The sequence below is a fragment of the Bacteroidota bacterium genome (assembly GCA_016718825.1).
In the GTDB taxonomy this organism is placed as follows: Bacteria; Bacteroidota; Bacteroidia; order J057; family JADKCL01; genus JADKCL01.
In genome coordinates this window covers 260470-287188 of sequence record JADKCL010000065.1, presented here as the reverse complement: position 1 = coordinate 287188, position 26719 = coordinate 260470, and the positions used below count along the sequence as shown (strand labels likewise).

Below are 26719 nucleotides of genomic sequence, written 5' to 3'. Positions count from 1 at the left end.
TACGGTAGTGCCCTGAGCTTGAAGAACAGTTGATTGAAACTGGCCTTCTGGCAAGAAGCTGGAAGCAAATGCAGGACATCCAGTAGATATCGAATGGTGCATTGAAAAGGGAAGCAATCAACTTTTTTTACTCCAATGCAGACCGATTACCACAGCTCGCTTTGCAAAATCAGAAGTCATCGAGGTCATTGCTGCGAATTTGGAGCGAATTCCTTCAGAAGTACGAGGGAATGATAAGATCAAACTCCGGCTTGCCTGCTCAGAAGCTGGCATTGCAACCACCAAGGCTTTCATCCTCAAACTCAACCGAGCCGATGCCGATCAGTTCTTTGAAAACATGGAATTCGTGATTCCCATCCCGTTCAATTCTCTGAATGACGGGTATAGCTCTATCCTGATTGCACCGCGAAACCTCGTTCGGCATGTGGTAAGAGAGTTTTCTAGCACTGACCACCACGAGGCATGATCCAATATCCGACAGATTTTTCAACGCTGCTTCTCCCAGTATTGGAGGGGAATCGTGATCACGCACGAACTCTTTCCGTTGGACTACATGGGAATGATCAGGAGAATCGGGGGCGGCTACCTGGTCGAGCTGTCCAAGGCGATCTATCCAGAAAGGGGTTGACCGATTGCTCACGTTTCATTCTTGACTCGAAGGGCGAGGTCGTGAGCAAGGAAGGGCAACCAAGCCAGCACCTTCGAAATCGGTTCTCACGGAGTTGAGAAGATGCCCTTGAACGAGCTTGTCACGCTACCGGCTACTGCCTTGGCAATGATCAAACGCACATTTGGGGACTTTCTGGCTGATGAAAAAAGGGTTGTTGAGTTTGGAATCAATCAAGTGGGGACTGAGTATCACCCGTATTTGATCGATTTTCAATCTGAAGCGGCCGGGATTGACTTGACGACGATTGAGAGAGGCGTTATCTCAAAAGGGAAGATCTCCGGAAGGTTACGATGGCTCGATCTCGATTCAGACTGGAAAAAAGGGGTGGACATGCATTTTCATGATACCCAGTCTGGAAGTTCGGCTTCTCCAGTAGCTGATCCTACAATCTTTGTTGCGGATCGCCCGGACATCTCCATTCTCGGCCTGCTCAATCAGCATGATCCAAGTAGCATCGGTTTCATTTTTCGAGGCGGGTCAATGCTATCACAATCATGTATAGTCTTTCGAGAAAGGCATTCCGGCGATCTTCCTCCGTGAAGGTATGGTTTAGAGGGCATTGAATGGTACTCATTGGAAGCTTGAGACGATTTGAAAAGAGGGCCCTTGCAGAGACACCCAACTTTACATCAGGCAGAAGCCAAGGAAACGGATCGTGTAGCCCACAACTCAACATTGATGCTGCCAAGGAGGTATTGTATTGCAGCTGAGAATTCCCTTACTTGACCCTATCAAACCCCAACAATGTTTGGGGCTGGTTTAAGAGTGGCGAAACTTGCCACCTTGAGAAGTTCTTTCTGATGCCTGATATTCAATCTACTGTGTTTAGAAACACAAGTATCAATTTATGATGAGAGTTGAGAATTCACGAACTGATTTTGGACGATTGAAGTGTGAAGTTAGGGAAATGTTGGGAATCGGTGTTGATCGAGGCGCGGGCCTCCAGCCCAAGTCGAGCCCGCGGCATCCTGCCGCAGGGCTATCGAACATTTGCCTCCGGCGAAAAATGTTCTTGAAATGTCCTCCGATTCACCCTAAATGATTGATTCTGTCGATTGCAAAGCCATTCAACAAACCAAGTGATCCGAAAAATCTAAAACCAAGGCTTCTAAATGGAATACTCCTTGAACCTCCCATTCTCGAGCAGCAGAAGCGTTGCCTTTCGATCATTCTTCGGATCCGCTAACAAAATCGGAAATTGGCCCTTGTCGATTCTATTCATGATATTCGGTTCTTCATCAAAGCTGTACCCCATCAATTTATCTTTTGATCCGATCCGAATGGAATAATCTGGATATCCGTCCAAATCCAGTGTGGCAAGCACTTTACTCTCATAGGCCTCGCCAACTTTGGTATGCTTAAAAGCGACCAACCTTCGTTCGAATGGCTTCACTCCGCGTTGTTCGAGAATAATAACATTGTCTGGTAGACGATCCTTTGGATAAGGGCCTTCTTCCAATTGCATTCCCTTGATCAGTGTATTGTATTCTGACTTTCCAGAAAATGCCTTGGCCGACCAAAGTGGTTGTCGTTCCTTCGGAATACCATACACTTTCCGAAAAACCTCTTTCGGCAGGTCTGCTTTCAAACCGGCATCATGGAAATAACGCGCCAGGGAGATTCGGAGATAGGATGTGTCAAACCATTTTTTGACCCCGACATCCATCGCATGGTTGATCACCTCGATTTCATCCAATGGTACAAGGTAATAACCATTGACATAGCCTTGTTTTCCTGACCACGCGACCTGCTTCCAGCCATTTTTAGCAGTATTCAAGACCTGTATTTCCGATCCGAATGGAATCTTGCCCAAATCATCCTTGCCATCGGGCGTCCCCTTTTCTGCATTTTTCCAAAGGTGCAAATCCTCGGGAACTACCCAGAAGGTTTCTGATTGTTGCCCGATCAAACCGCCCTTCCAAAGCGCCACAAAGCCTCCAACAATCAACAAAAATAGAACCAACGCCCAAATCCAGCCCCGTTTGCGCTTCCGCTGCGGAGGGTGCGGAGGCAACTGTTGAGGCAAAGGCGCTGAAACCGGTGCGGGAGCGGGCTCGGAACTCGGTGCGGGCTCGGCAAATCGGTGGGAGGGCGGGTGGAAACCGGATTGGCTTCGGGCAACGGCGCGGAAACCGGTGTGGGAGTGGGCAACAGTGTGGCCTCGACTTCCTCTAATTTTCCCTCCGTATTCTCGCCAAATTCCTCATCCTTCAAGGCATCCAAAAACGAGACACAGTCCTGAAACCTGTCCTCGGGACGTTTGGCGGTGGCTTTGGCGATGATGGCTTCAATGCTTCTGGGCACTCCGGGATAAAAATCAGATGCATTCGGCAGCGGATGGTTCACGATCTGATCGTAAACGAAAAATTCGGTGGTGTCTTGCGGATAAGGGCAACGGCCGTCGCCATTTGGAACAAGGTCACACCGAGCGAATAAATGTCGCTGCGGACATCAACCGTCTCGCCCTTGACCTGCTCGGGACTCATATAATAGACGGTGCCCATGTTCATGCCCGTCTTGGTGAGCTTCCGGTCTTGGTCGGTGAGAATCTTGGCAATGCCAAAGTCCAGGATCTTGACTGTTCCCGCTGCGGTCACCAGAAAATTGCTCGGTTTGATGTCCCGGTGCACGATCATCTTGCTGTGGGCATAGATGAATCCCTCGAGAATCTGCCCAAACATCTCACGCAACTTCGGCGCCGGAATCGGTCCGCTGACCTTTTGGATATGTTCGTCGAGCGGCAAGCCTTCCACATATTCCAACACGAGGTAAGCGCCCTGTTCGTCTTCGATGTAGTCGTGGAGCGCGACAATTCCGGGATGTTGCAACATCGCCAAGGTGGCAGCCTCTTGCTTGAACCGCGCCCGGATGCCCGCATTCCGCGCGTACTGCGTATGCAGGCACTTGATCGCGACCTTTCGATCCAAATGGGTATGCTCCGCCAGCCAAACGGTCCCCATCCCCCCGTCGCCGATGAAGCGCACGAGGCGGTAATTTTGGATGACAGTGCCGGGATTCAAGCTCACGGTGGCGAAAATCGGGATTTTTTTTGGATTGTTGTGCCGATCAAATTTGAACCGAATTTCGTATCTTTGAGTATGCTAGACTTGGAATTTGCCTATTTCCTCGAAAATCAAGACAAGTGGTCCAACGAGCACTATGGCAAGTATGTCGTGGTCGTTGGACAGACGGTGTTTGGTTTTTTGATGATGATTGGTGCCGCGCAGACCGGCAAAGGATCACCATCCTGTTGGAACTTTCCTGATACAACTTTGTATACTGGGCCAGAGAGCTATAAGCAAACGCTTATCACTAACGTGACTTCTCTCGATGAACCGTGAAGACATTCACGGTCCTTTTTGATCGAAAGCCAAGGATTCCGAAATCTAAACTGAGCGTTGTTTCCAGCATCTGATTCTCAAACAAGCCCCTCCCCGCCCTGTCGCAGGCCCACAACCACGGTCAAACGGCGCCAATCAATTTCCTCCATCCCTGCTGGCAGGTATTCAGGCAGGCTTGCGGCTTCCTTAAACCTTCAATATTCGATTTCTGACGCCCCTTGGCGTCTTGGTAAATGTAGCTGAGGAAAAGTGTGCATGATGAGTAAATCGTCCAGGCCGGCCCTGATCATCCGAATCTGCTTCTCGCGCTCCACCTTCCCCCCCCCGCGCCCCCCCCCCCCCCCCCCCCCCACTCGCTCCATAATACTGGTTCCCTCGATGAAATCCGGAATGATATTCCCAGAATCAGTTCCATCGTATTGATATCCAGCAATTCCAATTCATGCACGTACGTGTATCGCCGTCTTATTGCCTCAGATGCATCAGCTACTCGTTCAAAACGGTCATTCATAATGTCTAAATGCACGCAGGAAAACCTCCCAACTCACACTTTCTGCGGCCAAAATGGCAATCTTCCGGGCATGTCTAATGGGGCTTTCATCGCGAGAACATTGGCCCATGACAAGGGTACCACGGAGCTTCTTCAGCTCCTCCTGTTTCTGTTTCATGGTCATTGAATCTACCGGTATATCCGAACTTTCCGGGTACCCGTATTCTGCATTGTCCAGGTAAGTTTTCGTCGTGGTATCTACCAAACAGTCTACATACTGCACCATTCTTGCGTACCGATCATCTAGAGGTTTGGATTCAAATTCAGTTTCAAAGTAGAATGCGGTCAACGAGGCGGCGTTGTATTCATCGGCTTCTTTACGCCTAAAAACCCATTTGCCTTGATTCGATTCGATTCAGGATGGCCATAAATCCAGATGCGTTCTGAAAATTGACGACCGACTTCAACACTAGAGAATTCCACACATTCCTTGTCATCGTAGTCCTCCGTCAAGGCCTTCATTAGCAACAAGTCCTTATCGATCACGGCATTCGGATAAGCAGCAGCAAACGTTTGGATATTCGGTTGCGTCTTGAGTAGTTTCTCGACAGCCTTGAGGTCTACGGAATCAATGTAAACAAAATGCCCCTTGGCCTGCGGGAGGGAATAATAGGTTCTGGATAGCTCACAAGAGCGGAATTTGATATTGAGCGAATCAACAATGTGGTGTAGTTGCTTCATCGTTCCTTCACTGTATAGCAACTTGGTTTGTCCATTGTCCGGATTTTCGTCTTGAGCCGGAACCAACAAGGGAAGGAGGAGGAGAGCGACGAAGAGGATAGGATTTTTCATAGTGCTGAATTCAATCAAGATCGTACGATGTATTTTGGGTCTCGGGAGGATGAACGGCAAAATTCGAAAAGGGTACAACAATTGGCTTGATAACGCGTCAACTTGGCAGATATTGTTGGGCATAAAATCGAATCTGAAGTCGAAAAAATTCAGATAAATCCAAAGCAAGGCGTAAAGGCTTCCGGCATTTAAAAGTGTTTCCTGACGTCCTTCCCTGATGTAGGAAACGGTTGCATTGACTTGATCACCGGAACGGGCGTCTGCCTCCGATACAGAAAACGACCTTGAACCAGCAAAATATCCCTTCAATCCCTTGGGCTCTCAGTGGCCTTCACTGGGCCCCCTCTTGCCGCCCCAAATGCCGCACGATCCAAATCCCCAAAAAATCCCGAACGGCTTGTTCCTGAGCATCCTCTTGATCTACCTCACTGATAGCCGAACTTGCCTCCGCCCCTCCCCCACCAGCAAAAACGCCCGCCTGCCAAAGCACTACCGAAACCACTAAAACAAGCCCGACCACAATGCCCAAAATCGCCATCATCGGCATGCCTTTTTTGGTTGGCCTAGCCGCTGGGGTCGGCGCCGATGAAGCCGAACCAACCTGCGTTGCCGGAGGCGCCATCGGCTGCGCAGGAGCCGACACAACCGGTGGAGTTTGCACTACATCCACCACAGTTTTGGACAATTCCGCATTGGCCGGAGCCGCAACTTGCGGCTTCTCCCCTGCCATCAGCGCACGCTTGAATTCCGCGCAGTCCTGAAAACGATCGCCGGCTGATTTCTGCGTGGCTTTGGAAATCAGTGCCTCCATCTCAGCAGTCACGCCCGGATAAATCTGCGAAGCCGGTGGCAGCGGCTTGTTCACAATCTGATCGTAGACCAAAAACTCGGAGCTTTCAGCATTGTAGGGACATTGGCCGGTTGCCATTTGAAACAGCGTCACGCCCAAGGAGTAAATATCACTGCGAAGGTCAAGCGCCTCCCCGCGCACTTGCTCAGGGCTCATGTACAACACCGTACCCATGTTGGCGCCCGTTTTCGTCAGTTTTTGGTTGCTTTCCGTCAGGATTTTAGCGATCCCGAAGTCCAGGATTTTGACATTGCCGTCTTTGGTCACCAGAAAATTGCTGGGTTTGATGTCGCGGTGAACGACCATTTTGGCATGGGCATAGACAAATCCATCCAAGATTTGCCCGAACAATTCCCGCAATTGCCCCGTCGGAATCGGACCGGTTTGGCGGGTGATAAATTCGTCCAAGGGCGTGCCCTCCACATACTCCATCACGAGATAGGCATCGTCGCCCTCTTCGATATAATCATGTAGCGCGACAATATTCGGATGCTGCAAATGCGCAAGCGTCGCAGCCTCCTGCTTGAAACGCGCCCGGATGCCCGCATTCCGCGCAAACTGCAAATGCAGACTTTTGATGGCCACTTTGCGACCTAGCAAGGTATGCTCCGCAAGCCAAACTTGCCCCATTCCACCGTCACCGATGAATTTTGTAATGCGATAATTGCCGATTGTCTTGCCGAGCATGCTTTCCATTCGAATTGGTTTCCACCAAATTACCGCTCGTTGGGCAAAATGTCAAATGGAAGTTCGCAATGCATTCAAGAAGGCCGTACAAACGCTATCAAATCCGACTTCCCTGCTTGAAATAGTCGAATCCGCGCAAGCTGTACCAGCCCCAAAATGCGTAGAAAATCAAAAATATTGCCCCCACCAAAAGCCGAATTCCTTCTCCTTTTCCCTCGGGCTCATGAACCGCGATGACAAGCGCAATGGCAAAAAGCAGCACAAACAACGCAATCAATTCGACCAGAATACAAATCATACGCCCGAGGCTTCTGCTCCAAAGTTTTTGAAAGAAAATGCCCAAGCCGGTAATCGCCATCGTCAAAGAAAACAGAAAATACCCCCCACCCGCCAGAATCGAACCCAGCGCTCCGTTCCCATCTTTGCCATCCAGATTCAGCGCTTCGCCTTCCTCAGCGGATTTCGCAATTGCCTTCACCATCATTCCCATCGAAATCACGCCAAACCACAAGGCGATGCCGATGGTCACCAAGGCAAAAATTCGCAGATTCCAGTGGGTCTTTGCTGAAATTTGCGGCACCTGCGGATTTAAGTTGGGAACGGCATCTTCCATTTATTTCACATTTGAATGGGTGAAACCAATTGCGTGATTATTCCCATTTTCCCTTTCCGGATTTAGGGTCGATGACCATCGTTCCTTCAATGGGAATGTCAAAGGGCAATTTTGCAATTTGGAGCGTCACCGTGCCTTTGGTCGCGTATCGAATTTCTCCCGTAAAAATCGTCTTGACAATGCTTTTTCCCGCTTCCAAATGCTTGATTTTCACCGTTCCGGGGATGCGCGTGCTGTAATTGGCTTTCAACGGAACGGGCGCATCGAGCTTCCAGTTTCCAGCCGGATCCTCCAGATTGGATTCGCTGTAAAAAAAGAGTGTCAAGGCCTTCATCTCCAAGGGAATGTCCAAGGGATTTTTGACCACGGAGACAAAGGTGAATTCGGAATTTTGAAGGTCGCTCGTTTTCCAGCTCAAGTCCTCAAATTTGATGGGCGAATTTCCCATCGACCCGCCGACGATATCCTTGATAAATTTCTCGGGCTCGATTTCTGTTTGGAGGTCGAGCCCGTGCGCATAATGCAGGCGCGTGAATTCGCCTTCAAGGTGAATGTCGAGGGGACATTTGTCCTTGGCGAGCATGGATTTGTAGACGGCAAATATGGCCTGCAATTCCATTTTCACCGGCAATTCCAGTTCGGTGGTATCGCCTGCGGCGAGTGCAAAACCTTCGGGTAATTTCCCGCGGCCGATCAGCGTATCGTGGTAGGTCACAATATAGTCGAGCTTGCGGGCGGTCAATTCGAAGAAGTTGGCATTGGAAATCTTGCCTTTGACGACGGCATGCAGGTCCTTGCCCTCCAATTCTTGGATTTCAATACCGTCCAAACCGACAAATTCGGGCATTTTGAAAGTGGCCGCGACGATTCCACCACCAATCAGCAGCAGGACAACCAACCCGATAGCAGCCCAAATCAGCTTCTTTTTCATGGTTGGTTGGATAGATTTGGCCACGAAGAGACGAAGGCACGAAGAACTACACTTGACTTCGTGTCTTTGTGTCTTCGTGGCAAATTTTCAGAGGTTTCCATCACTTGTCGCAGGATAATTGATGCAAGGTGGAAATGTGACTCCGGTAACATTCAGCGCGACGCGAAGAATAAGGATGGCTGCGGAAAAAATTATCGAATTCACTCACCTGACCTTCATGGCTTTGCATCCGGTCCCAAAAGTCAATTCCGCGGCAGGCATCGTACCCACCGGCGAGCGCGAGGTCAATGCCATACAGATCCGCCTGCGCTTCATTCACCTGATTAAATCCCATCGTGACGAGTCCCACAAAACCCGCAAATGCTGCACCGGCCTCCTCCCCCAAAATGCCCTGCGCCAACTCCACTTCTTTGAGTTTTTCCGCAATATGTCCCAGTTCATTGTGCCCGATTTCGTGCCCGATGATGCAGGCCAATTCGTCGATGCTCTCCGCCTGATCGAGCAAGGTATTCGTGACATAAATCTCCCCGCCGAGCGTAAAGGCATTGACCATCTCCGAATTCACTACATAAATATTGTAGCCAATCTCACTCGGTTCTCTCCTCAATTTCAGCAATTTGCGCATCAACCCGTTCAACAGTGGCAATTTTGGATGACCTGCGATCACGGGAAATTCGCGTTCGATTTCCTTGCGACTATTGTCTCCGTATTCGTCTTGCCGTTCGTCGGGTACATCCCCGCCCGCAACGTTGATGATTTCCTTTTTAATTCCGCCAATCGCATCGAGCAAGGCATCGCTTGTGGACGTTTGCTCGCTCTTCATGCATTCCAAATCGTAGGTTGCGGGGTCACAAAGCAAGGCCGTTGCAACATCGTCCTGGGATTCGACGCCTTTTCCAGCATCGCCGTTTTCGCAGGCCGTTGCAAAAAGGAGCATCCCTCCAAGCAGGAGTTTGGAAATGTTCCGCCAATTCGTGAATATCATTGCCTGAATCATCCTTCAATTGTAATGAAAAGATCGGTAAATATCCTGACATTCTATCAAAACGGCGAAAATCTGCTCACAGTCACGGTTCCCATCGGCGAGGAGCGGCTGATTACCGTCGGCACGCAGAAAGACAAGGTCGACGTCGCTTTCAAAAGCGACCTGATTTCGAGGATACATGCACAATTGATCCTCGATGAAAAGGGAAATTGCTTGCTGATCGACCAAGGCAGCACGAATGGCACTTTTGTCCATGGCATACGTATTCCGGCGCATCAGCCGACTGCCTTACAATGGCGCGACGAGGTCAGTTTCGGGGGATCCAACGTTGGTCGGATGGTTTTCGGGGAATCGGTTCCTGCAAAGCAGCAGGCATCTCCTTCACCACGGGCTGAGGCAAATGTCTCCTCCCAAATCGGCAAAAGCCTGCTCGCCTTGCTGCAATCCAAGCCGGAAATCAGCATCGGGCGCAGCAGCGAATGCGACGTCGTGATCGATTCCAGCCTCGTGAGCCGCCTCCATGCCAAATTGCGCAAACTCCCCGACGGCAAAGTCATGCTGATCGACCTTGGCAGCACCAACGGCACGTTTCTGAATGGGCAACGCGTACACGGGACCGCGCAGGTGCAACCGGGCGACACCGTCATCGTCGGGCGCAATGTGCTTTCGCTCGACCACGGTCCAAAAACGCTGACCGGCGAAATTGCGATTCGCACCGAGGCCATCCGCAAACAATTTCCGAATGGCAAGGTCGGCCTGCAGGATACCACGCTCGAGATTCCTGCCGGACGGTTGGTCGCCATTATGGGCCCTTCAGGCTGCGGCAAAAGTACGCTGCTCAAATGCCTCACGGGCGAGGCCCCGGCCACCCAAGGCAAGGTGTATCTGCATAACCTCGAACTCGTCCAGAATTACGCCTTTCTGAAAACGCTGATTGGTTATGTGCCTCAGGATGATATCGTTCACAAGGAATTGACCGTCGAGCAGTCGCTGTATTATGCAGCCCGCCTTCGAATGGAAAAGCCGAGTCAGCAGGAAATTGAAACCAAGATTGCGGACGTTTTGCAACGCCTGCGCATCGGGCATATCCGGCACAGTCCGATTGCCAAAATCAGCGGCGGGCAGCGCAAAAGGGTGTCGATTGCGGTGGAATTGTTGACGGATCCGCTCATTCTTTTTCTCGACGAACCGACTTCCCCACTCGACCCGCAAACGATCGAGGAATTCCTCAAAATCTTGCAGGAACTCGCCCACAAAGGCACGACGGTGGTGATGGTGACGCATAAACCGGAGGACTTGGAATACATGGATTCGGTGATTTTTATGGCCGAGGGCGGCGCCATGGTCTACGAAGGCAGCATCGCCGACTACAAAACCTACTTCGGGGTGCGCACTGCCGTGGAGGTTTATGCCAATATTTGCGGCGAACGGGCGGCAGGATGGATTCAAAAATTCCGCGGCAAGGGGGTACAACCCAAACCGGTGACGAATATCTCCAATCCAAGACTCGTGAAACGGAGTGACAAGAACATTTTCGTCGAATGGTTTTGGCTCAGCCGCAGGTATTTCCGGATCAAAACCAATGACCTGCTCAACATCGGGATTTTGATCGGGCAGGCACCGATTATTGCCATTTTGGTTTGCCTGATTTTTTCCAAGTTGACGCTGTCAGTGCCGTTCCTGATCACCTTGAGTGCAGTTTGGTTCGGGACGAGCAATGCCGCGCGTGAAATCGTCACCGAGGCAGCCGTTTACCGCCGCGAACGGATGTTTAACCTGCGGATCGGCCCTTATATCCTCAGTAAATTGCTCGTTCTGGCATTTTTTGGATTGATCCAATCCGTATTGTTTTCCGTGATTATCCTGATCGGGTTCCAAAATCTCGAACCCGGATGGCATAGTTTGGGTGCGACCATCGGCTGGGTTTGGCTGCTGATTGTCTGCGCGACGGCATTGGGTTTGATGATTTCGGCATTGGTCAATACCGCCGAAAAAGCGATGACGATTGTGCCTTTGGTGCTGATTCCGCAGGTGATGTTGGCTGGCGTCGTGGCACCAATGGGCAACCAAATGATGGAAATCGTCAGCTATGTGAGTCCGACAAGATGGGGCAACGAAGGCCTGACCCTGTTGCAGGAGCGTGTGCACAACAGCAGCTACGACGGCTTGAGCAATGAAATCGAGGAGGAGGATGAATTCGCCAAAGAGGCAATCCGCGGATCCATGGACAGCACGATCACGGCCCGTGAAGCCCTTGAGGACCAATTCCATCCGACCTACGAAAAGCGCTTTGGCGCCTTGGCATTCACCTACGAATTGGATTTGTTGGTGCTCTGCGTAATGACCGGCGGGCTGTTGGCGGTGGTCGCCGTGGCGATGCGGCGGAAGGATAGTATTTAGGAAAGGCCCCTCCCCCCTATCCAATATTCTCTTATCTTTGAAACACAACTCTGAATTCAGATATATGAAAGGCTATCAACAATGCGAAAAGGGCCACTTTTACAAGGAAGAGCTCTCCGAATGTCCCTACTGCCCCAAGCCTGCCGGCGGATTCGGCGGGGATGACAAAACCAAGGTCGGCGATCACGGCGGCAATGAAAAGACCTCCCTCGGCGACAAAACACAGATTTTCGGCGGCGATGCCAATCCCAATCCGATTGCAGTGAATCCGCCGCCCAAGCGCGACCTGAACAAAACCTTTATTCAGGAGGTCGAGGAAGTGCAACAAGGTGGCGACATCAAGGAGGTTGTGCATCAGCGCGCTACCCGCAAAATCGTCGGTTGGCTCATCAGCTATACCCTCGACCCGATGGGCATCGACTACCGTCTCTACGAAGGCAACAATACGGTCGGCCGCAATCCGGGCAATGACATCACTGTCGCAGGCGATCCGAGCATTTCGGGTCACCACGCCACCATCCTCTTCAAAAAAGGGAAATTCTACCTCAAGGACGAGATGGCAGCCAACGGCACATTCATCAACGACGACGAAATCGAAGTGGGCCAACCCATGGAGGTCGTCGATGGCGATACGCTGAAATTCGGCAAGACGGTCTTCCGTTTCAAAACCCCGATTTGATCCCGATGAAAACATTGCGCTTGCTCCCTGTTTTCTTGGCTTGGCTGTTGCTTGGAAGCGGATTCGCCTGGGCACAACTCAAACAAAAAGGTGAAGGCGAGGCAGCCAAACACCCGACCGTCGCCTTTGAAGTCAATGACCGCGATCCCAACGTGCATCCGGAGGGCTATTTCAAGGTGCTGGAGGATGAAAAGGAGGTCAAATTCGAAGTCAAAAATGCCGCACCCAATGATTCCGGATTTGCCAAAAGCATTCTGATCATCTGGGAATACCTGCCTTCGAAGGCCCGCGACGCGCAAAACAAGTTTTTCAGACAACTGATCCTGAATGCCTTGCCCGATATCCTCACCGACGAAGCCGACGAAATCAACGTTGCCAGTTTTGCCTGGACCGACAAAAACGACGGATCCAAAACGCTGAATTATCTCAGCGACGGATTTGACGCAGACACAGCGGCCCTGCGAGCGGAGGTTAAGAACGTCAAAGCACCCAACGGCAAAGGCATCGACGAGGGACATGGCTCCGAATTGTATCCTGCGATTTCGGAAGCCGTCAAACAATTGGCGCGGACGAAGTCACGGGCAAAAGTGCTGATTGTCCTGAGCGCGGAATTCCCCAATATTCACAACCAAAATGTGGATGCCTCGATGGCAACCGCCGAAGCCCGCAAGGCCGATGTCGCCGTGTACAACCTGCGCTATCAGCAAATGAGTGAGAAATATTCGCTGAACAATATGGCGGATCTCACTTATGGGCGCAGCTACGAAGTCAAAAAGGATGGGCTCAACGACGCTACCAAAACCTTGCTCGAATTCACCGAAGAATCCACACAGCGGGCATTGGGCATGGATTACCAATTCTCCTTCGAATCCGCAATTCCCAAAGATGGAAAATCGCATTCGGTCCAATTGGTTGCCGGAACCGAGAATTTGACAGTGAATTACACCTCTCCTTCAAAATCTTTTGGCGAATGGATCGGCGACAATATCGCCTTGTTTATTGCGCTGATTGTATTGCTGATCGGTTCGGGTGCAGGCATTTTCCTTTGGATGCGCAAGCGCAAACAAAACGAAGAAGCCCGGCAAGCCGACGAAAGGCGCAAATTGGAAGAAGTGAAGGCCCGCGGTGCCGAAACGGAGCAACGTCTTGCCCAACAAAATCAGCAGGTGAGCCAAATGCAACGCGAGGAAGCGGAGCGTCAGCGCAAAACCGAGGAGGCCAAACGCCGCGCAGAAGCCGAATTGGAGGCCAAAACCCTGCTCACCGAAATGTATGCCAACGGCAAGCAGCCGCGCCTGACGACGATGGTCAACGGCGCACCGCTGACGATGGACCTCCCTTCGCCGGTAACCACCGTGGGACGTGATGCAAGCTGCGATGTTCAATTTAATGTCAGCACCATTTCCCGCACGCATTTTCAGGTCATTTACCAGGGCGGAAAATACCTGTTGCTGGATCTGGGAAGTACCAATGGCACAAGCCTCAATGGCAGCCGCATCAACCAAGCCGAATTGCGTCATGGCGACGAAATCAAGGCCGGCGATGCCATTCTGCATTTTTACATTTGATACACGACGCGATGGAAACACCCTTGCAGATAATTCATGTAGCACGTACCGATGTCGGCAAGGTTCGCGCGGCCAATGAGGACAATCAAGGCCATGCCGAATATTATTGGGGGCAGGTATTTGTGGTTTGTGACGGCATGGGTGGCCATGTCGGCGGTGCCAAGGCATCGCAAATTGCGGTGGACAGCATCCTCGAGTTTATGGCAAGGGACAAGGCAGAAAACCCAGCCGCTTCGCTCGAAAAGGCCATCGCATTTGCCAACGAACAAATCTACGCCACAGCCCTGAGCCAACCGGCACTCAAGGGAATGGGAACCACCTGTGTGGCCATTCTGCAAAAGGAAACTGGCTTGTGGATCGCGCACGTGGGCGACAGCCGTGCCTACATTTACACCGATGGCAAGCTGTTCAAGCTCAGCCGCGACCATAGTTTTGTGCAACGCTTGGTCGATCAAGGTACGATTGCGGAGGAAGACGCCGAATTGCATCCGCGGAAAAATGAATTGACCCGCGCCTTGGGCATCAAAGGCGACGTCGAAGTTGAGGTCACCGCAGAGCCGATTTTCCCGAAAAAGGGCGATGTATTTTTGTTGTGTTCGGATGGCTTGTATGGCATGACGGGCGATACGGGCATCCAAAAGGTGCTTGCGGGCCCCGGAACGCTGGACGAAAAGGCCAAATTGCTGATCGACGAAGCCAACGAAGGCGGCGGCAACGACAATATTACGGTTCAACTCCTGCATGTCACGGCTTCGCCACATATTGCGAACCGTTACACGGCGATCAAGCCACCGATTCACCTCGGACGCACAATGCCCGTGGAGCAGGCAGCTGCACCCGTAGCCGCGCCTGCGGCGGAGCATGTGCCGATTGTGAAGAAGTATTTGATTCCGTTGGTGTTTGGGATCACGGCATTGTTGGCATTGGGGATTGTTTTGTTGCAGGTGGACTGGGGAAAAGCGGAACGGGAGAAATTGGAGGCAAGAAAAGAATTTGTCCGTGATTCGATTGAAATGGATAGCCTCAAAAAGGTCCTGTATGCCGACAGCCTCGCCCTTGAAGCCAAAGCCGATTCGACGCATAAGGCGGATTCCTTGGCAGCATTGAAACCGGCGAAGCCGAAGGCAAATCCGAAGGGGAATTAGGAAGCATTCTAGAAGTTTCGCAAAATTATCGAAGGTCGGTGGAGCGGAATTCTGCGCTTTTGGCGGAGAAATGAGTTTAACCCTTCAGAATTGAAGACATTTATAGGCGCATCGATGGAAATTTGCACTTAGTAGCCTAGCGTTGAGATGAATGGCTACCCACGAAAAATGAAAAGGAACCACAACTATTAATTCAATTATCATGAAAATCGGAAGCATCCTTATTTTCGTCCTTATTGTTTCGTTCGTGCTGATTTCATGCGGAACCCAGTCAGAAGGCGTTAGGAATGCTAGTCTTGAGCCAAAGGAGCCAGATCAAGGCTCTACATGTCCTTATGACTCCGTAATTTATTCGAAGATCACCACGATCATGATGGGGGATACCTTGCGATATTATGGGATTCATTTCTTCACCCTCCATTGCCATAACCAATTTCTAAGTTGGATGGACAAACAATTCGGGCAAGGTACATATGATCAATATTGGAGAGAATTTCAATGGAGGTCGAAGAATCTAGATGACCTATTCCCAGATGAACGCTTGATTACCTGCCAATTAGATTCCAACTTCGCGAAGGCGGATGGTCAAAAATTCTACTCGTTTAGTTTATCAATTTTTGATTCAATGGGAAAGCCAGTTAGCCCTACGATGGAGTCGGTTTTACCCTATTGCAAGTATTTTCAATCCGGAATTGACTCCATGGAGTGCTCGAGTAGAAAAGACAACTAATCAAGCGAAGATTCAAAATTATCTAATCGCTTACCGCATAATTGTTTGACTAAAGGCAATGTCGCATTCACTACCGTTATCACATTTCAGGCACCGTAAATTGTCGATTCAAATCTCCGACGAAAACCAATCAAAGTGATGTCCAATACTAAGCTCCCAAAGCGCAATGCGAATCCCCCGTTTCACGTTGGTGTATTGGGGATTTTCCTGGTCATGGGAATCATCATATTTGCAATGGACTGGTATGAAGATCAAGCCATTTCAAGAAACCCAAAGTACGTCGATGGAATTGTTGTTTGCGAACACCCCTATCATTGGAAACGTATGGATTATGTTTGTTTCCAGTACGAACTAGACAATAAACTTTATATCGGCAAGGCCGTTAATGGCGGTGTTATTGCGAACTACTTTCCGGGTCAGAAGTGCCGGATTGTATACGATGGGGAGAATCCAAAACATGCAAGAATTACGAACTTGCTTCTCGATTCTGGCACCGCAATGGTGCCTTCAAACTTTAATGGCGAAGTGATTCTGATGGATGGAGGTTGCTCTTGCAAATAATCACCGGTTTACTTATAAAGCTGATTTCCCAACGTTTAACAAACCAAGAATCGGCAGTCGCTTACAGAGAATTGGGATCCCAATTGAATAAATTTCAGAGCCATTGTGTTTCAAATCCAACCGTGAATGAATTACCGTAGGTCTTCAGCCTACAGTAATGACAACAACTTCCCCACGGGCAGGGAATACAATGACGGTGCGTTTGTAGTGAATATCATAAAAATCAAAACGGACTTAGATTTGGCAGCAAGCTCATACAACGATGTTGTTGAATCACCCATCAAGTGAAATTCACCTACAACGCCTCAAGCGAAACCCGCGCCGATTTCGATCATGCCCCACAGGTTCAATTCTACGATTGGAGACCTTGCAGAGCGCAAAGGTATCCACTTCGGGCAATTCTTGAAAAAATTGAATGACATCACCCGACAACGAATAGGAACCGATGGTAGTATCGGATCGCATTCGATTGCATTCTTTTACGCGACCCAAAATTGAAGATGTATAATTGGTAAACACCCAAAGATAGGTTGAATCCGGGCGCAGATCAAGCTGACAAACCTCCACCCTCACCCTGTTTGCCCCAACAACTTTCGCTCGGCTGCAGTAGGTTTGGGCGGCCAATGTGCAAAATATAAGGCCCACGAAGATACCCGTCAGCGTAGTGCGCATCCTTTTAGCTTTCATATCATTTAGGGACTGATCCATTTGTTCTTAAAGTTAAAACTCTTCCAGCTCAAAGGGTTCATTAACCTATTCAAAATGCATGATCTGGGACCCCTGTTTGCCCTCTCAGGAGAGCCCAATATTACTCACCTGAAAATTCTCCGCACTTGCAAGTGCCGCACTTCAGCAAAATCACTTATTGTAATCTTCGACACAAGTTGTTCAAGATATTCGACTTCCCGGACGATTGTCGGCGAATTTCCCAGCGGCATGTGATCCTCCCACTCGCCAGTTTCCAACGAATAAACATAGGCAGTTTCAATGGTCAAATTGACTGCCCTTTTCGTTGAATCTGATGCATTTTCATCAATTAAACAAAGAATTGCATCACAAATCGCACAGGCATCTAATGCATAGGAAGCACCTACTTCATTTGGAAAGTCGCCCGTATCAGGCGAAACCAAGAGCAGTTCTTCGCGGAGTTTGTCAAAGTTCCCAGAAGGCAGGTTAAAAAATGCTTCCTCCGCAGCTGCAAAACATGCCTGAAGAATTCGAGTATCACCGAAATTCTGCAACCGTTGAAAATGGGTATAGTTGGGATACAACCGCCTCGCAAGGATCAGGCAAAACAATATCTTCTTCTCCCGGCTGAGGTTTGCGACCGTTCGATGACGTTTTTATTCTTTCATTGACCATATCTTCTCTTAGTACTTATACAATCAACAGCACCCAATAAAATTTCCGGGGTACTGCAAATTGCTGATTTTGCTTAAAAGTAACAGCCACATACTTAAAAAGAACCTACATTGCTTGAATCTCCACTCGCCGACAAAGGATTTCAATCCCCTCCGACCGCGGATGAAAACCACGAAAATCACCACTCGCCAGGACACTGTGGTGCACCTCGCCTCGGATTTGGGAGTCCCAGAGCCAATAAGTTTATCTTCCCAACGTTTGATTTGTTCCGAATCCGTCACACGATATACATCGTGTACATCAACCGGTTGTGATCCTCCTATGCCCAAGCCGATGGTTTCAAATTCGAAGCTCAAAACTTGAGAAAACGTCAGTCTCCACAACTGCCCTCGAAACCTACCATAGCCAATCTCCAACTCAACGGAAATTGTCCTCAAGTCACGGGAAATTTCGAAGCCCATCAAGGCACTGTCATGAAAATCATGTCTTTCGGGTCCATCGATGCTTGGCTTGGATTTTTTCATTTCGCTATCTTGTTGAGGAATTCAGGATCGAAACGTCCAAATTAGGCAATTGTGCGGAAGGTAAAACAATGCGCATCAATTTCCAGGAATTACGGTGTACAAATTCGCCCCAATCGACTACATTACCGCTCGATTTACCACCCGCACCAATTGATAATCCACTTCTTACGATAGACGCGATGGTTCATAGAATTTGGAGCAGCCTATTCAGGCAAAAACCTTCATCCCAGCGACTCGGAATCGATGCCTTAAAGTCCGCATAGCCAATTGCGATATGCCTGCATCCTCCAAGTGGGCATCGACAATGGGATGCTTTCGCTGATAGCCGCCCTTTCCACCACAACAATCGTTGAGATGTGCCAATAGCCGAGGATCTGTTCCGACAAATGTATGTTTGTACCAATCGAATACATCAAGATCGAGGCTTCGTCCCAAAAAGACGATCCCTTTCAAAATAAAAAGTAAATGAGTTGGGCAGGTAATCAAAGCAGCGTTTGAGATCGTCCAAGTCAAAAGTCACCCACCAATCCGGCAGTCGAAAAATGAGCGAATGGTTAAACGGGGTCGGATAGAAACGAATGATCACAACGAGCCATTGGCTGCTTTCAAATACTTTAAGTTCGTTCCAAAGCGCATTCGTATCCAAATGTCCCACAATCGCTTGGTCGGAAAGACTGCGGTCAGCTATAAATGATCCACTGCGGATACGATGGCTTCGATCCCAGGGCTATTCTCCAAATCATTTCTCATAATCCAACATCCTCACAATTAGTTTGCCATTCTCCTCGGAAAAGTTCAGAAACTTTGGAATATGGGTGAAATCACCCTGTCCTAAACGATTTCTGAAACAGGCATAAAAAATGAGCGGAAATGGCTACCTTGTTTTTGCACCACAAAAATAGTCATCCCGCTCATGAGCAATATTACAATTTTCGCACAAATGGTCAGCATCCTCGGCCTATTTTTGTTTCAAAGGGTCGTCTTCCAGTTGAAGACCGAGGATGATACCATCGACAATTGAAGCCACAACAAACACGAGGCAATTCACTCCCCGCGTGTCGCATGCACCGTGTGCCCAGGGCTGACGAAACATGAGTGCCAAAGCCCATTGAACCATCAGCATCAATGGCTTAACAGATAAAAAGCGAAAATAAAGTTCGCGACCAATAGGGACATCAAGGACACAACGATCCAGACACCAATTACATTTTTGCGTTTGGGCCACCGTTCGAATTCGGCAACATAACGTTGCCAAACCTTCCTATTTCCGAATGCGATCGAATTTAAGCCAATGACAAGAATTAGTGGAACATACACAATCGGCAAGTCAAGCCTCAATTCGATATTGAAGTCACCAATCTCAGTCCAATAAATTCCAATGGAGAACAGCAAATAGATTTCAAGAATGATCAAAAAACAGACGGCTTTAAAATCAGTTAAAAAAGCTCCCCCCATCGCCTTGGAGGACTTTTCTACAACCCGATAAATCTTGTAGAACAAGTAATAATATGCCTTCCTCATTTTATTTACAACCCGAAAAAGCCGTTGATTTACATTGAAAATACCTTTTGGCCTTAACAACTACCGATGATGGAAACAAGAACGAAGCGATACGGCAACTTTGTTGGGAAACCAAAACAACAGCCACCCATTCTGAGCAATATTACACTTTCCACCTAATAATCAGCCTCCTTGGCAGAAATTAGTTCCCAAAAAGATGTCTCCGAGTCGAAGCCTGATGATGACCCGATCGCCACTTTTGTCGCACCCATCATTCATTCCGAAAATTCCACCAACTCTGTAAATCAACGTAAGCAAGTTCCGGATCTTCCGGCAAATACGTCACTTCCAAAGTGTCACCGACATTCAGCGCATCGACAATGGATCGATTTTGGCTTTTCAAGGGTTTCAAATACTCCCACGTTTGGTGATTCGCGACATAATCAATTGTGGCTATTGTTCCTAGATTACCAGAGACAATCCCGATGGTTTTGACACCACGAGAATTGAGCTTCTCAAAATCTACATTCACCTTGTGGTACATCCAATACACCATCATCAGGAAGACTGCGAGCGCCGTGACGAAAAATAGAAATGGATGCTTTTTTAGCATACACTACCTCACTCCTGTCCTCAAAGATTTCTGAAACAGGCATAAAAAATGAGCGGTAAATGGCTGCCTTGATTTTCACACTAGCAGATTAGCCAAACCGCTGATAAGCAATATTACACGATTCTCACAAATGTTCAGCATCTGCCCCCGAAATTTGCTTCAGGATGAGGTCCACGCTTCGAATCCTACGAATCAACTGGGCTTTGGCCGTGAAGGAAACGGTGTCACTTGGGCCTCATCGTCACAGCTTCCTGCTCTCAGACGATGAATATTCCGAAATCAGAGTACAAAAAAAATTGCATCGTGGACACCCCAAGAAAGTCTTGAACACACCAACCTTCCGACAATTTCGCCAATGGATCGGCTACCAGCAATCCTCCAAACTGCGCGCGACGCGGCCTATTAGCCCACCATTTTACCTGAATTTCCGATTCAGTTCAACGCAATACCCACGACAAATCCCAGCCAAGGTTTACGCTGATAGATCCATATCTTCCGGTCAGGATTCATCAGATGATCGTATCCGATTGCGAATCCAAAACTAGCTACATTGGATTCTAGAAAACCCGCCATTCCGGTCTGAATGATCATTCCACTGTATTCATCCGTCCTTCTATTCCGGGTGGTAAAAGGGGTGATTGGTGTAGCACCCGGACCTGCAAAAACCCCAACATCGAATCCCCGGCTATTCATTTTGCGGTAACTTCTGCCCAAAGGGTCATTTTGGGTCGTAACACGGTAGTAGTCGTGCCGCCATCCGGCGTACAAAGCCAGGTTTAGATCCGTGGTCAACTGTGCAGGCAAGCCGTAAACAGACGGGCGGTATTTCAGAAGAATTGATGTGATATCAATATCGAGACTTTGCTTCCGCAAAACCAACAGGTTCATGGGAATGCTGTCCGTTGGATTGAAATCGATTGTCAAAAATTGTTGTTGATCCGGTTGTCGTTTTACCTGATGATAAACATCAATCCGTTCGTTTGAAACATCCAAATAGACATTCCGGGCCTTTTCATTTCCCGATTTCAATTGATAGTATCCACTGTTTAATCCATGCGTGGAAGCTTTCTCCAATGTATTGCAAGCAGAGAGAATTGCCATCCCCCAAATTGCAAGCGCAATGTATTTGCAACCCTTCTTCATGTTGTGGACCGTGTATTTCATACTTGCCCGAAATTTATGGGGGAATGGTTGAATCGTTCCCGCGCCTACGTCATGGAACAAGCTGATTTTCCTCAGAAGTAGGACACCATCATCCTAACGATCCCACCGCTTCGCAGCACGCAGCAGCGTGGTCGAACCTTTTAAACTGGCAAACTAAACGATAAGCATTTACGCAATTAAGAATGTAGTTCCTTGAATGCCAGAGACAATCCCGATGGTTTTGACACCACGAGAATTGAGCTTCTCAAAATCTACATTCACCTTGTGGTACATCCCATACACCATCGTCAGGAAGACAGCGAGCGCCGTGACGAAAAATAGAAATGGATGCTTTTTATCCTACGCTACCCACTTAATATGTAAAAGAGTCAAATCAAAGCCCTGGAAATGGAACTCTCATCTCCTACTGCATCTATGGGGGCAACGCATCAATTTTGCAAAATCAGCGATTTTTGATCACCTTCGCGGAATAAAACCAGATTATTCTTATGGATAAAATTGCTGAATTCTGGAAATGGTTCAAAAAAATGAGTCACGAATAGTTTCATCTACAGCTGTAGAAATGCATGGTAGTTTTCACATAAGGCGTTTGACAAAATCTGTCGTCCATATTGATCGTAAAATTCCCATATTGCCAAAAAGTACCGTCTATAATGGCGGCGAAATGAGCTTGTCAACAATGCCAATCACGATAAACTAAGCGAATTGAAATCCGATGAAAAGGATAAAACGTGTGTCAAAAAGTATCCAACCAATAGGGGCGCAAACACTGGGCATTCTTTCCTTTTGCTTTGCAACTTTGCTGTTCATTACAAATTGCAACAAAATTGATCCTGGAGTTTTTGGAGAAAATGCTCAATGCAAAAATCGAACGCAATGGCTTCAATCAACAGAAGTTTCAACGGCAGTTCAATGTCTTGCTCAACATCAGCTGGTAGGTGCCTATCTACATCGTCCCAATGGTTTTGAATGGTGGAGCGATAATGGCGAGCTACTTATTGCGGTTGATTACCAATACCTAGAAAATTCGAAGTGCTCCTTTCCAGCCCGCATCAAGGATATTTCGATGCTTACTATTGTCAGCGGAGACGAGCATCTGAAAATCGAGCTTTGTTGCGATACCACGCTGAAGGTGCGAAGTTATATACCTCGATTTTCGAAGAGATCCCGATGCGACTACCATTCCTATTTCCCAGGAGCAGGCTTGCAGTTTTCCGGACGTTTCCTTGATTCCTATCAGATCGGGAGCTTCATTGAATTCCACAGAAGCGGGTCCATTCGGTCATTTGCCTATTTTGATCCACCGAATGCCTGCATTCCCCCACCTTGCTTGAATCGCGTCTATTTCTTTGCACCCAACGGGGTTCTGTTGGATTCATTGGCTGAATCCAAGATGGGCATCAACAAGTTGGTCGCAGAGGAGATTGCAAAAGACCTCGTGAACTTGAAACTTGATTGGTATCCAGCCTTCTTATCGGATCGCTTTGGCCTGCGATAGCCTCGGCAGCGTATTGTTCTTGAAGGATTTCTGCAGGGAAAGACAAACGGGGAAACTCGTCCCCGGAATGGAATGCAACGAAGGTGAATACATCCATCAACTCAATCAAAACCAAAAATCCGAACAAGATGAGAATTGAAAGCAATGTGGTGACCGTCAGCTGAAGCACAATGTCATTAAGTTAAGGCCTCAATATTGGTTTTTGCTGTAAATTCTGGGTGTTTGTTATTTTGGTTTCGGCTAATGTGGACTTTGGGTTATCCACATTGTTCGTTTTTCTGAGTTTTGGTTGTAGAAAAGGGAATAGCTTCCCATGCCACTTTGATAGCAATTCTAAAGGGACTAGGCTTTCAAAGATCGAAGTCTCCGTGAGTTAGATGGCGTGCCTGTAGTTTGGGTAGTTGTTGTGCTTGCAGTTCCCCTGCATTTTACGCCTTGTGTGGGAGAACTTTCTTCCCTTTCGCACCGGTTCTAGATATCTGGTCATAGCCATTTGTTTCAGCAGATCCGTTAGGGCCTTGGACTGGTCGCCTTGTGCAAACAGCGTTGTAATCATTGGCTTGAGCAGGCCAAGGTTTTTGTTCCAGTCGATTTGGTAGTTGTGCAGCCGGTGCCTGGTAGCTTCATCCACCTGGGGCCTGTTTGCGCGTTCGATCATTGCTTGGAGGTTGGCAAGAAAGACCATTGCGTGGAAGTCCTGCTTGACCGCCTCCACGGACGTCCCGCTGAAGACCCCGACCTTAAGCTTGTTTTTGAGCCTGTCAAAGAAGGTCTCCACCGGCCACCTCTTGAAGTAGAGTTCCTTGAAGATGGAATGCGGGAACTTCGCGGTGTCGGTAAGGCTTGTCGCCAACACTTCGGGTTCCTTGCCTCCGATGTCCACTCTTACTAAGCGTACCGTGAGGGACTCCCCGATTTTGGCGGCGATGCCGAGCTTACGAAGCTTGGACGCGGATTTGTGGGTGGCCTCGAACTGCACCACTTCCTCGTCCTTGCCAGACTTGACGAATTCCTTGACCCTGTTGTTGGCCGTGAGCGTGCAACGCATCAAGAATTGTACACCTTTCATCTGATGCATCCTGATCAATCCCCAGCCCAAGAACAGCCTGTCATAAACCAGTAGGTCGTTGGCACCGAAGCCGCCGATGCAGTCAAAGGCCATGTCGATTTCGGATTGGATGAAGGGTGCCACGCGGGTCGTCACGGCATGGTTGTTCAGCACGTCATGGCAACAGAGAATCCGCATCTGCACAGATGTCACACCCTTGGTGTTGGTGACGCCGGGGAAAGACTTCCGCATCGCCAGATTGTCAGGCAGGGTGACCACCGAACCGTCCACACCGAACAGCCGCATGCCCATGAAGGTCTCGTGGGGACACGCATAAACCAGTTCAGACTGGTGCTCGAGCCAGCGGACGAAGAACTCGGAGAGCAGTTTCTTGCGGGCCTGCGAAAACGCCGAATCAGTGGGGCAGTCTAGGCCGTCGACAAGATCGAAAATCATCTTCAATTCCAGATCCAAAGGCCTTTTCATCGCTGAAAGTATGATGCTCACGACGCGATGGAATGGCAGCAACCTTTCACGGGTGAAGTCCTGCGGCCGGGCGCGGTAACGCACATCGAGCGATGCCTCGTGGACAAATTCTTTCAATCCGTCCAATGTCTTTTGTAAATTTGTGACCATAATAATGGGGGAGTGGGTGAGAAATAATGTAGGAAATTAAAGGTATCGCCTGCCCCCCTATTTTCAAGCAGGAAAACGACACAAGTTCTCCCCAAGAAAAAAAGACTACGCACTGTTTTCAGGATCGCCGATATCTTTATTTGGTTCGTAAGGATAGCCTTAACTTAATGACATTGAGCTAAAGCAAACGGAAATTGAGTAGCCTGCATTCTGTTCAATATTACTACTGAAATTGAGCCAAGAAAATCCAAGCACATGTGACTCAATTTCAGCGGTAATTGATCACGGCGGTTTGGCTACTCAATTACCGTAGGTCTTTAGCCTGCGGAATTGACAAAACTTCCCAAGACGACGCATTGCGCCAAATCCTGCGCCTACAATTCAAACCGTCGCAATTCCACCCGGTCCACCGAGAAGTCCTTCATGATGCTCACGCTCAGCAAATAATCCAGCCGCCCGTCGGCATACGCTTGGTACAGGGCTTTTGCCTGATCACGTAACAACTCCTCGGTGCTGTTGTGCATCAGCTCAATCATCTTCAGGAGGTACGGCCGAGAGCCCTGTTCGTATTCGATCCACCAATCGCTCCCCAAAGCCTGCCAACTACCGAGGAATACTTCGTCGCCTTCATCGCAAAGGGTGGTTTCCATGACAATCATCCGATCGCCATGCGCATGCACTTGTGGGAGATAGAATTGGGCTTTCATGGTTTAAATGTAAGCTACAACAACAAAAAAACAGCCCCTTTCGAAGCTGTTTTTGCGGACCGGACGGGACTCGAACCCGCGACCTCCGCCGTGACAGGGCGGCATTCTAACCAACTGAACTACCGATCCAGTAAAGCGATGCAAAGATAGACTTCTCAACATTCATTCCAAGCAATGCAACCAATCTTTTTTTTAAGTCTCTGATTTTTAGCGAAAAATATTCTTGCACTCCGCTTTCCAGCCATCAAAAAGGGCGCCACAGTTGCCCGTGACGCCCTTTTCATACTGCTTGGTTCTTTATTGCAGCACCACCTTGCCACTGCCCAAACGGCTTTCGCCAGCCTGAACCGTGTATTGATATGTGCCAGCTGCAAGCTGCTTTACATTCAGAATATGCCGCGCATTCGCACCGCTGCCCTTGTATTGCAACACCGAACGACCCTGCAAGTCAAACAGTTCGATCTGCACATCCTGCGCCAGCGACACGCCGCTGACGGTGAAGTTCAGGGATTCACCCGTCGCCGGATTGGGAAATACCTGAATACTGTTGCTCGCCATCCCCTGCGAAAGGCCGACTGCCACCACGGTCACGGAGTCGCAGAGCGTTTGCTCGCAGTTCGCGCCCGCATTCACGGTCAGGCATACCAGATAGGTGCCCGCATTCGCGTAGGTATGGGTGGGACTCTGTGTGGTGCTTGTGCCGCCGTCGCCGAATGTCCATGCCCAAGTCGAGGCATTCGTGCTTTGGTCGGTGAAGGCCACGGACAAGAGGTTAGGCACGGCCGAAAATGCAGCGGTGCTCGTAACCAAGGTCGCCGTCACAGGAACAGCTGCCGAACAATTCTGTGCATCCAATACCTGCAAGGAGAAGATCGTCGTCGCAGTTGGTCCAGCCATTGGATTCGGAACGGTCGGCGAATTGAGGACGTTTTGTGGTGCCCAAGAATACGCTAATGGCGCAGTTCCACCGATTCCGCTAGGATTTCCACCCAATTGGATGGAATCTCCGGCACAGAAATCGACGTTCGCTCCGGCATCGGCCATGAGCAAGGGTGCCTGATTGACGTTGTGCTGAATATAGGTCTGGGCAAATGCGGGGAGGGAAAACACCACCGTCATTGCCAGCAGGAATGTATTTTTCAAATTTTTCATTTTGCTTTCAATT

27 protein-coding genes and 1 tRNA gene are annotated in these 26719 nt (G+C 49.1%); 9 read left to right on the top strand and 19 right to left on the bottom strand.

Features of this window, described 5'->3' with window-relative positions:
* Positions 1 to 58: 58 nt before the first annotated feature.
* Positions 59 to 466, top strand: coding sequence for a hypothetical protein (locus tag IPN95_30245; protein MBK9453594.1), 408 nt, complete (start codon positions 59 to 61; stop codon positions 464 to 466).
* A 264-nt stretch (positions 467 to 730) separates the two neighbouring features.
* Positions 731 to 1210 carry a hypothetical protein gene (locus tag IPN95_30240; protein MBK9453593.1) on the top strand — a complete coding sequence of 160 codons (480 nt, stop codon included), beginning with the start codon at positions 731 to 733 and terminating at the stop codon, positions 1208 to 1210.
* 568 nt (positions 1211 to 1778) lie between these two features.
* On the opposite strand, the gene IPN95_30235 is transcribed toward IPN95_30240, so the two are convergent.
* The 3 genes from IPN95_30235 to IPN95_30225 are packed head-to-tail and all read right to left on the bottom strand — an operon-like array spanning position 1779 to position 3696.
* The gene (locus IPN95_30235; GenBank protein MBK9453592.1) at positions 1779 to 2633 is read right to left on the bottom strand and encodes a hypothetical protein; all 855 of its coding nucleotides are present in this window, start codon (positions 2631 to 2633) and stop codon (positions 1779 to 1781) included.
* Positions 2615 to 3016, bottom strand: a complete 402-nt coding sequence (locus IPN95_30230) for a hypothetical protein (protein ID MBK9453591.1) — start codon at positions 3014 to 3016, stop codon at positions 2615 to 2617. The genes IPN95_30235 and IPN95_30230 overlap by 19 nt, the downstream gene beginning before the upstream one ends.
* Positions 3013 to 3696, bottom strand: coding sequence for a serine/threonine protein kinase (locus IPN95_30225; protein MBK9453590.1), 684 nt, complete (start codon positions 3694 to 3696; stop codon positions 3013 to 3015). Before IPN95_30225 ends, IPN95_30230 begins: the two co-directional genes overlap by 4 nt.
* A 72-nt stretch (positions 3697 to 3768) precedes the next feature.
* Between IPN95_30225 and IPN95_30220 the strand changes: the two genes are divergently transcribed.
* On the top strand, positions 3769 to 4011 hold the full coding sequence (locus IPN95_30220) for a hypothetical protein (GenBank protein ID MBK9453589.1): 243 nt from the start codon (positions 3769 to 3771) through the stop codon (positions 4009 to 4011).
* Positions 4012 to 4514: 503 nt separating this feature from the next.
* On the opposite strand, the gene IPN95_30215 is transcribed toward IPN95_30220, so the two are convergent.
* From IPN95_30215 to IPN95_30190, 6 genes are all read right to left on the bottom strand, one after another.
* Positions 4515 to 4679 carry a hypothetical protein gene (locus tag IPN95_30215; protein MBK9453588.1) on the bottom strand — a complete coding sequence of 55 codons (165 nt, stop codon included), beginning with the start codon at positions 4677 to 4679 and terminating at the stop codon, positions 4515 to 4517.
* 167 nt (positions 4680 to 4846) lie between these two features.
* Positions 4847 to 5353, bottom strand: a complete 507-nt coding sequence (locus IPN95_30210; GenBank protein MBK9453587.1) for a hypothetical protein — start codon at positions 5351 to 5353, stop codon at positions 4847 to 4849.
* A gap of 331 nt (positions 5354 to 5684) precedes the next feature.
* Positions 5685 to 6899 carry a serine/threonine protein kinase gene (locus IPN95_30205; GenBank protein ID MBK9453586.1) on the bottom strand — a complete coding sequence of 405 codons (1215 nt, stop codon included), beginning with the start codon at positions 6897 to 6899 and terminating at the stop codon, positions 5685 to 5687.
* 88 nt (positions 6900 to 6987) lie between these two features.
* Positions 6988 to 7503: a hypothetical protein gene (locus tag IPN95_30200; protein ID MBK9453585.1), complete on the bottom strand. Its 516-nt coding sequence runs from the start codon at positions 7501 to 7503 to the stop codon at positions 6988 to 6990.
* Between the two features lie 37 nt (positions 7504 to 7540).
* Positions 7541 to 8434 carry an LEA type 2 family protein gene (locus IPN95_30195; protein MBK9453584.1) on the bottom strand — a complete coding sequence of 298 codons (894 nt, stop codon included), beginning with the start codon at positions 8432 to 8434 and terminating at the stop codon, positions 7541 to 7543.
* 100 nt (positions 8435 to 8534) lie between these two features.
* Positions 8535 to 9419, bottom strand: coding sequence for a M48 family metallopeptidase (locus IPN95_30190; GenBank protein ID MBK9453583.1), 885 nt, complete (start codon positions 9417 to 9419; stop codon positions 8535 to 8537).
* 24 nt (positions 9420 to 9443) lie between these two features.
* Here IPN95_30190 and IPN95_30185 point away from each other — a divergent pair, with 24 nt between their 5' ends.
* The 5 genes from IPN95_30185 to IPN95_30165 all read left to right on the top strand — a co-directional run bounded on the left by IPN95_30185 (position 9444) and on the right by IPN95_30165 (position 16502).
* Positions 9444 to 11819 carry an FHA domain-containing protein gene (locus IPN95_30185; protein ID MBK9453582.1) on the top strand — a complete coding sequence of 792 codons (2376 nt, stop codon included), beginning with the start codon at positions 9444 to 9446 and terminating at the stop codon, positions 11817 to 11819.
* Positions 11820 to 11883: 64 nt separating this feature from the next.
* On the top strand, positions 11884 to 12498 hold the full coding sequence (locus tag IPN95_30180) for an FHA domain-containing protein (GenBank protein ID MBK9453581.1): 615 nt from the start codon (positions 11884 to 11886) through the stop codon (positions 12496 to 12498).
* 5 nt (positions 12499 to 12503) lie between these two features.
* Entirely contained in the window at positions 12504 to 14066 is a 1563-nt protein-coding gene (locus IPN95_30175) for an FHA domain-containing protein (protein MBK9453580.1), read from the top strand.
* A gap of 11 nt (positions 14067 to 14077) precedes the next feature.
* Entirely contained in the window at positions 14078 to 15211 is a 1134-nt protein-coding gene (locus IPN95_30170; protein MBK9453579.1) for a Stp1/IreP family PP2C-type Ser/Thr phosphatase, read from the top strand.
* 868 nt (positions 15212 to 16079) lie between these two features.
* Positions 16080 to 16502 carry a hypothetical protein gene (locus IPN95_30165; protein MBK9453578.1) on the top strand — a complete coding sequence of 141 codons (423 nt, stop codon included), beginning with the start codon at positions 16080 to 16082 and terminating at the stop codon, positions 16500 to 16502.
* An 812-nt stretch (positions 16503 to 17314) separates the two neighbouring features.
* On the opposite strand, the gene IPN95_30160 is transcribed toward IPN95_30165, so the two are convergent.
* The 6 genes from IPN95_30160 to IPN95_30135 all read right to left on the bottom strand — a co-directional run bounded on the left by IPN95_30160 (position 17315) and on the right by IPN95_30135 (position 21665).
* The gene (locus IPN95_30160) at positions 17315 to 17800 is read right to left on the bottom strand and encodes a DUF416 family protein (protein MBK9453577.1); all 486 of its coding nucleotides are present in this window, start codon (positions 17798 to 17800) and stop codon (positions 17315 to 17317) included.
* Positions 17801 to 17887: 87 nt separating this feature from the next.
* The gene (locus IPN95_30155; protein MBK9453576.1) at positions 17888 to 18388 is read right to left on the bottom strand and encodes a hypothetical protein; all 501 of its coding nucleotides are present in this window, start codon (positions 18386 to 18388) and stop codon (positions 17888 to 17890) included.
* Positions 18389 to 19510: 1122 nt separating this feature from the next.
* The gene (locus IPN95_30150) at positions 19511 to 19909 is read right to left on the bottom strand and encodes a hypothetical protein (GenBank protein MBK9453575.1); all 399 of its coding nucleotides are present in this window, start codon (positions 19907 to 19909) and stop codon (positions 19511 to 19513) included.
* A gap of 250 nt (positions 19910 to 20159) precedes the next feature.
* Positions 20160 to 20420: a hypothetical protein gene (locus tag IPN95_30145; protein ID MBK9453574.1), complete on the bottom strand. Its 261-nt coding sequence runs from the start codon at positions 20418 to 20420 to the stop codon at positions 20160 to 20162.
* Positions 20404 to 20580, bottom strand: a complete 177-nt coding sequence (locus tag IPN95_30140; protein ID MBK9453573.1) for a hypothetical protein — start codon at positions 20578 to 20580, stop codon at positions 20404 to 20406. Before IPN95_30140 ends, IPN95_30145 begins: the two co-directional genes overlap by 17 nt.
* Before the next feature lie 353 nt (positions 20581 to 20933).
* Positions 20934 to 21665 carry a hypothetical protein gene (locus IPN95_30135; protein ID MBK9453572.1) on the bottom strand — a complete coding sequence of 244 codons (732 nt, stop codon included), beginning with the start codon at positions 21663 to 21665 and terminating at the stop codon, positions 20934 to 20936.
* A gap of 1066 nt (positions 21666 to 22731) precedes the next feature.
* Between IPN95_30135 and IPN95_30130 the strand changes: the two genes are divergently transcribed.
* The gene (locus IPN95_30130) at positions 22732 to 23163 is read left to right on the top strand and encodes a hypothetical protein (GenBank protein ID MBK9453571.1); all 432 of its coding nucleotides are present in this window, start codon (positions 22732 to 22734) and stop codon (positions 23161 to 23163) included.
* Between the two features lie 373 nt (positions 23164 to 23536).
* Here IPN95_30130 and IPN95_30125 read toward each other — a convergent pair whose 3' ends face one another.
* From IPN95_30125 to IPN95_30110, 4 genes are all read right to left on the bottom strand, one after another.
* Positions 23537 to 24814, bottom strand: coding sequence for an IS4 family transposase (locus tag IPN95_30125; GenBank protein MBK9453570.1), 1278 nt, complete (start codon positions 24812 to 24814; stop codon positions 23537 to 23539).
* A gap of 407 nt (positions 24815 to 25221) precedes the next feature.
* Positions 25222 to 25554: a hypothetical protein gene (locus IPN95_30120; GenBank protein MBK9453569.1), complete on the bottom strand. Its 333-nt coding sequence runs from the start codon at positions 25552 to 25554 to the stop codon at positions 25222 to 25224.
* Positions 25555 to 25609: 55 nt separating this feature from the next.
* Positions 25610 to 25683: transfer RNA gene (locus IPN95_30115), tRNA-Asp, on the bottom strand.
* Positions 25684 to 25851: 168 nt separating this feature from the next.
* Positions 25852 to 26706, bottom strand: a complete 855-nt coding sequence (locus IPN95_30110; GenBank protein MBK9453568.1) for a T9SS type A sorting domain-containing protein — start codon at positions 26704 to 26706, stop codon at positions 25852 to 25854.
* Positions 26707 to 26719 lie beyond the last annotated feature (13 nt).

Bases quoted from the DNA above. Each gene is read 5' to 3' on its own strand.
- IPN95_30240 (MBK9453593.1), top strand. From the start codon at position 731: ATGCCCTTGAACGAGCTTGTCACGCTACCGGCTACTGCCTTGGCAATG.
- IPN95_30220 (MBK9453589.1), top strand. From the start codon at position 3,769: ATGCTAGACTTGGAATTTGCCTATTTCCTCGAAAATCAAGACAAGTGG.
- IPN95_30215 (MBK9453588.1), bottom strand. From the start codon at position 4,679: ATGAAACAGAAACAGGAGGAGCTGAAGAAGCTCCGTGGTACCCTTGTC.
- IPN95_30210 (MBK9453587.1), bottom strand. From the start codon at position 5,353: ATGAAAAATCCTATCCTCTTCGTCGCTCTCCTCCTCCTTCCCTTGTTG.
- IPN95_30205 (MBK9453586.1), bottom strand. From the start codon at position 6,899: ATGGAAAGCATGCTCGGCAAGACAATCGGCAATTATCGCATTACAAAA.
- IPN95_30200 (MBK9453585.1), bottom strand. From the start codon at position 7,503: ATGGAAGATGCCGTTCCCAACTTAAATCCGCAGGTGCCGCAAATTTCA.
- IPN95_30195 (MBK9453584.1), bottom strand. From the start codon at position 8,434: ATGAAAAAGAAGCTGATTTGGGCTGCTATCGGGTTGGTTGTCCTGCTG.
- IPN95_30190 (MBK9453583.1), bottom strand. From the start codon at position 9,419: ATGATATTCACGAATTGGCGGAACATTTCCAAACTCCTGCTTGGAGGG.
- IPN95_30185 (MBK9453582.1), top strand. From the start codon at position 9,444: ATGAAAAGATCGGTAAATATCCTGACATTCTATCAAAACGGCGAAAAT.
- IPN95_30180 (MBK9453581.1), top strand. From the start codon at position 11,884: ATGAAAGGCTATCAACAATGCGAAAAGGGCCACTTTTACAAGGAAGAG.
- IPN95_30175 (MBK9453580.1), top strand. From the start codon at position 12,504: ATGAAAACATTGCGCTTGCTCCCTGTTTTCTTGGCTTGGCTGTTGCTT.
- IPN95_30170 (MBK9453579.1), top strand. From the start codon at position 14,078: ATGGAAACACCCTTGCAGATAATTCATGTAGCACGTACCGATGTCGGC.
- IPN95_30165 (MBK9453578.1), top strand. From the start codon at position 16,080: ATGTCCAATACTAAGCTCCCAAAGCGCAATGCGAATCCCCCGTTTCAC.
- IPN95_30155 (MBK9453576.1), bottom strand. From the start codon at position 18,388: ATGAAAAAATCCAAGCCAAGCATCGATGGACCCGAAAGACATGATTTT.
- IPN95_30150 (MBK9453575.1), bottom strand. From the start codon at position 19,909: ATGAGGAAGGCATATTATTACTTGTTCTACAAGATTTATCGGGTTGTA.
- IPN95_30135 (MBK9453572.1), bottom strand. From the start codon at position 21,665: ATGAAATACACGGTCCACAACATGAAGAAGGGTTGCAAATACATTGCG.
- IPN95_30130 (MBK9453571.1), top strand. From the start codon at position 22,732: ATGCTTACTATTGTCAGCGGAGACGAGCATCTGAAAATCGAGCTTTGT.
- IPN95_30120 (MBK9453569.1), bottom strand. From the start codon at position 25,554: ATGAAAGCCCAATTCTATCTCCCACAAGTGCATGCGCATGGCGATCGG.
- IPN95_30110 (MBK9453568.1), bottom strand. From the start codon at position 26,706: ATGAAAAATTTGAAAAATACATTCCTGCTGGCAATGACGGTGGTGTTT.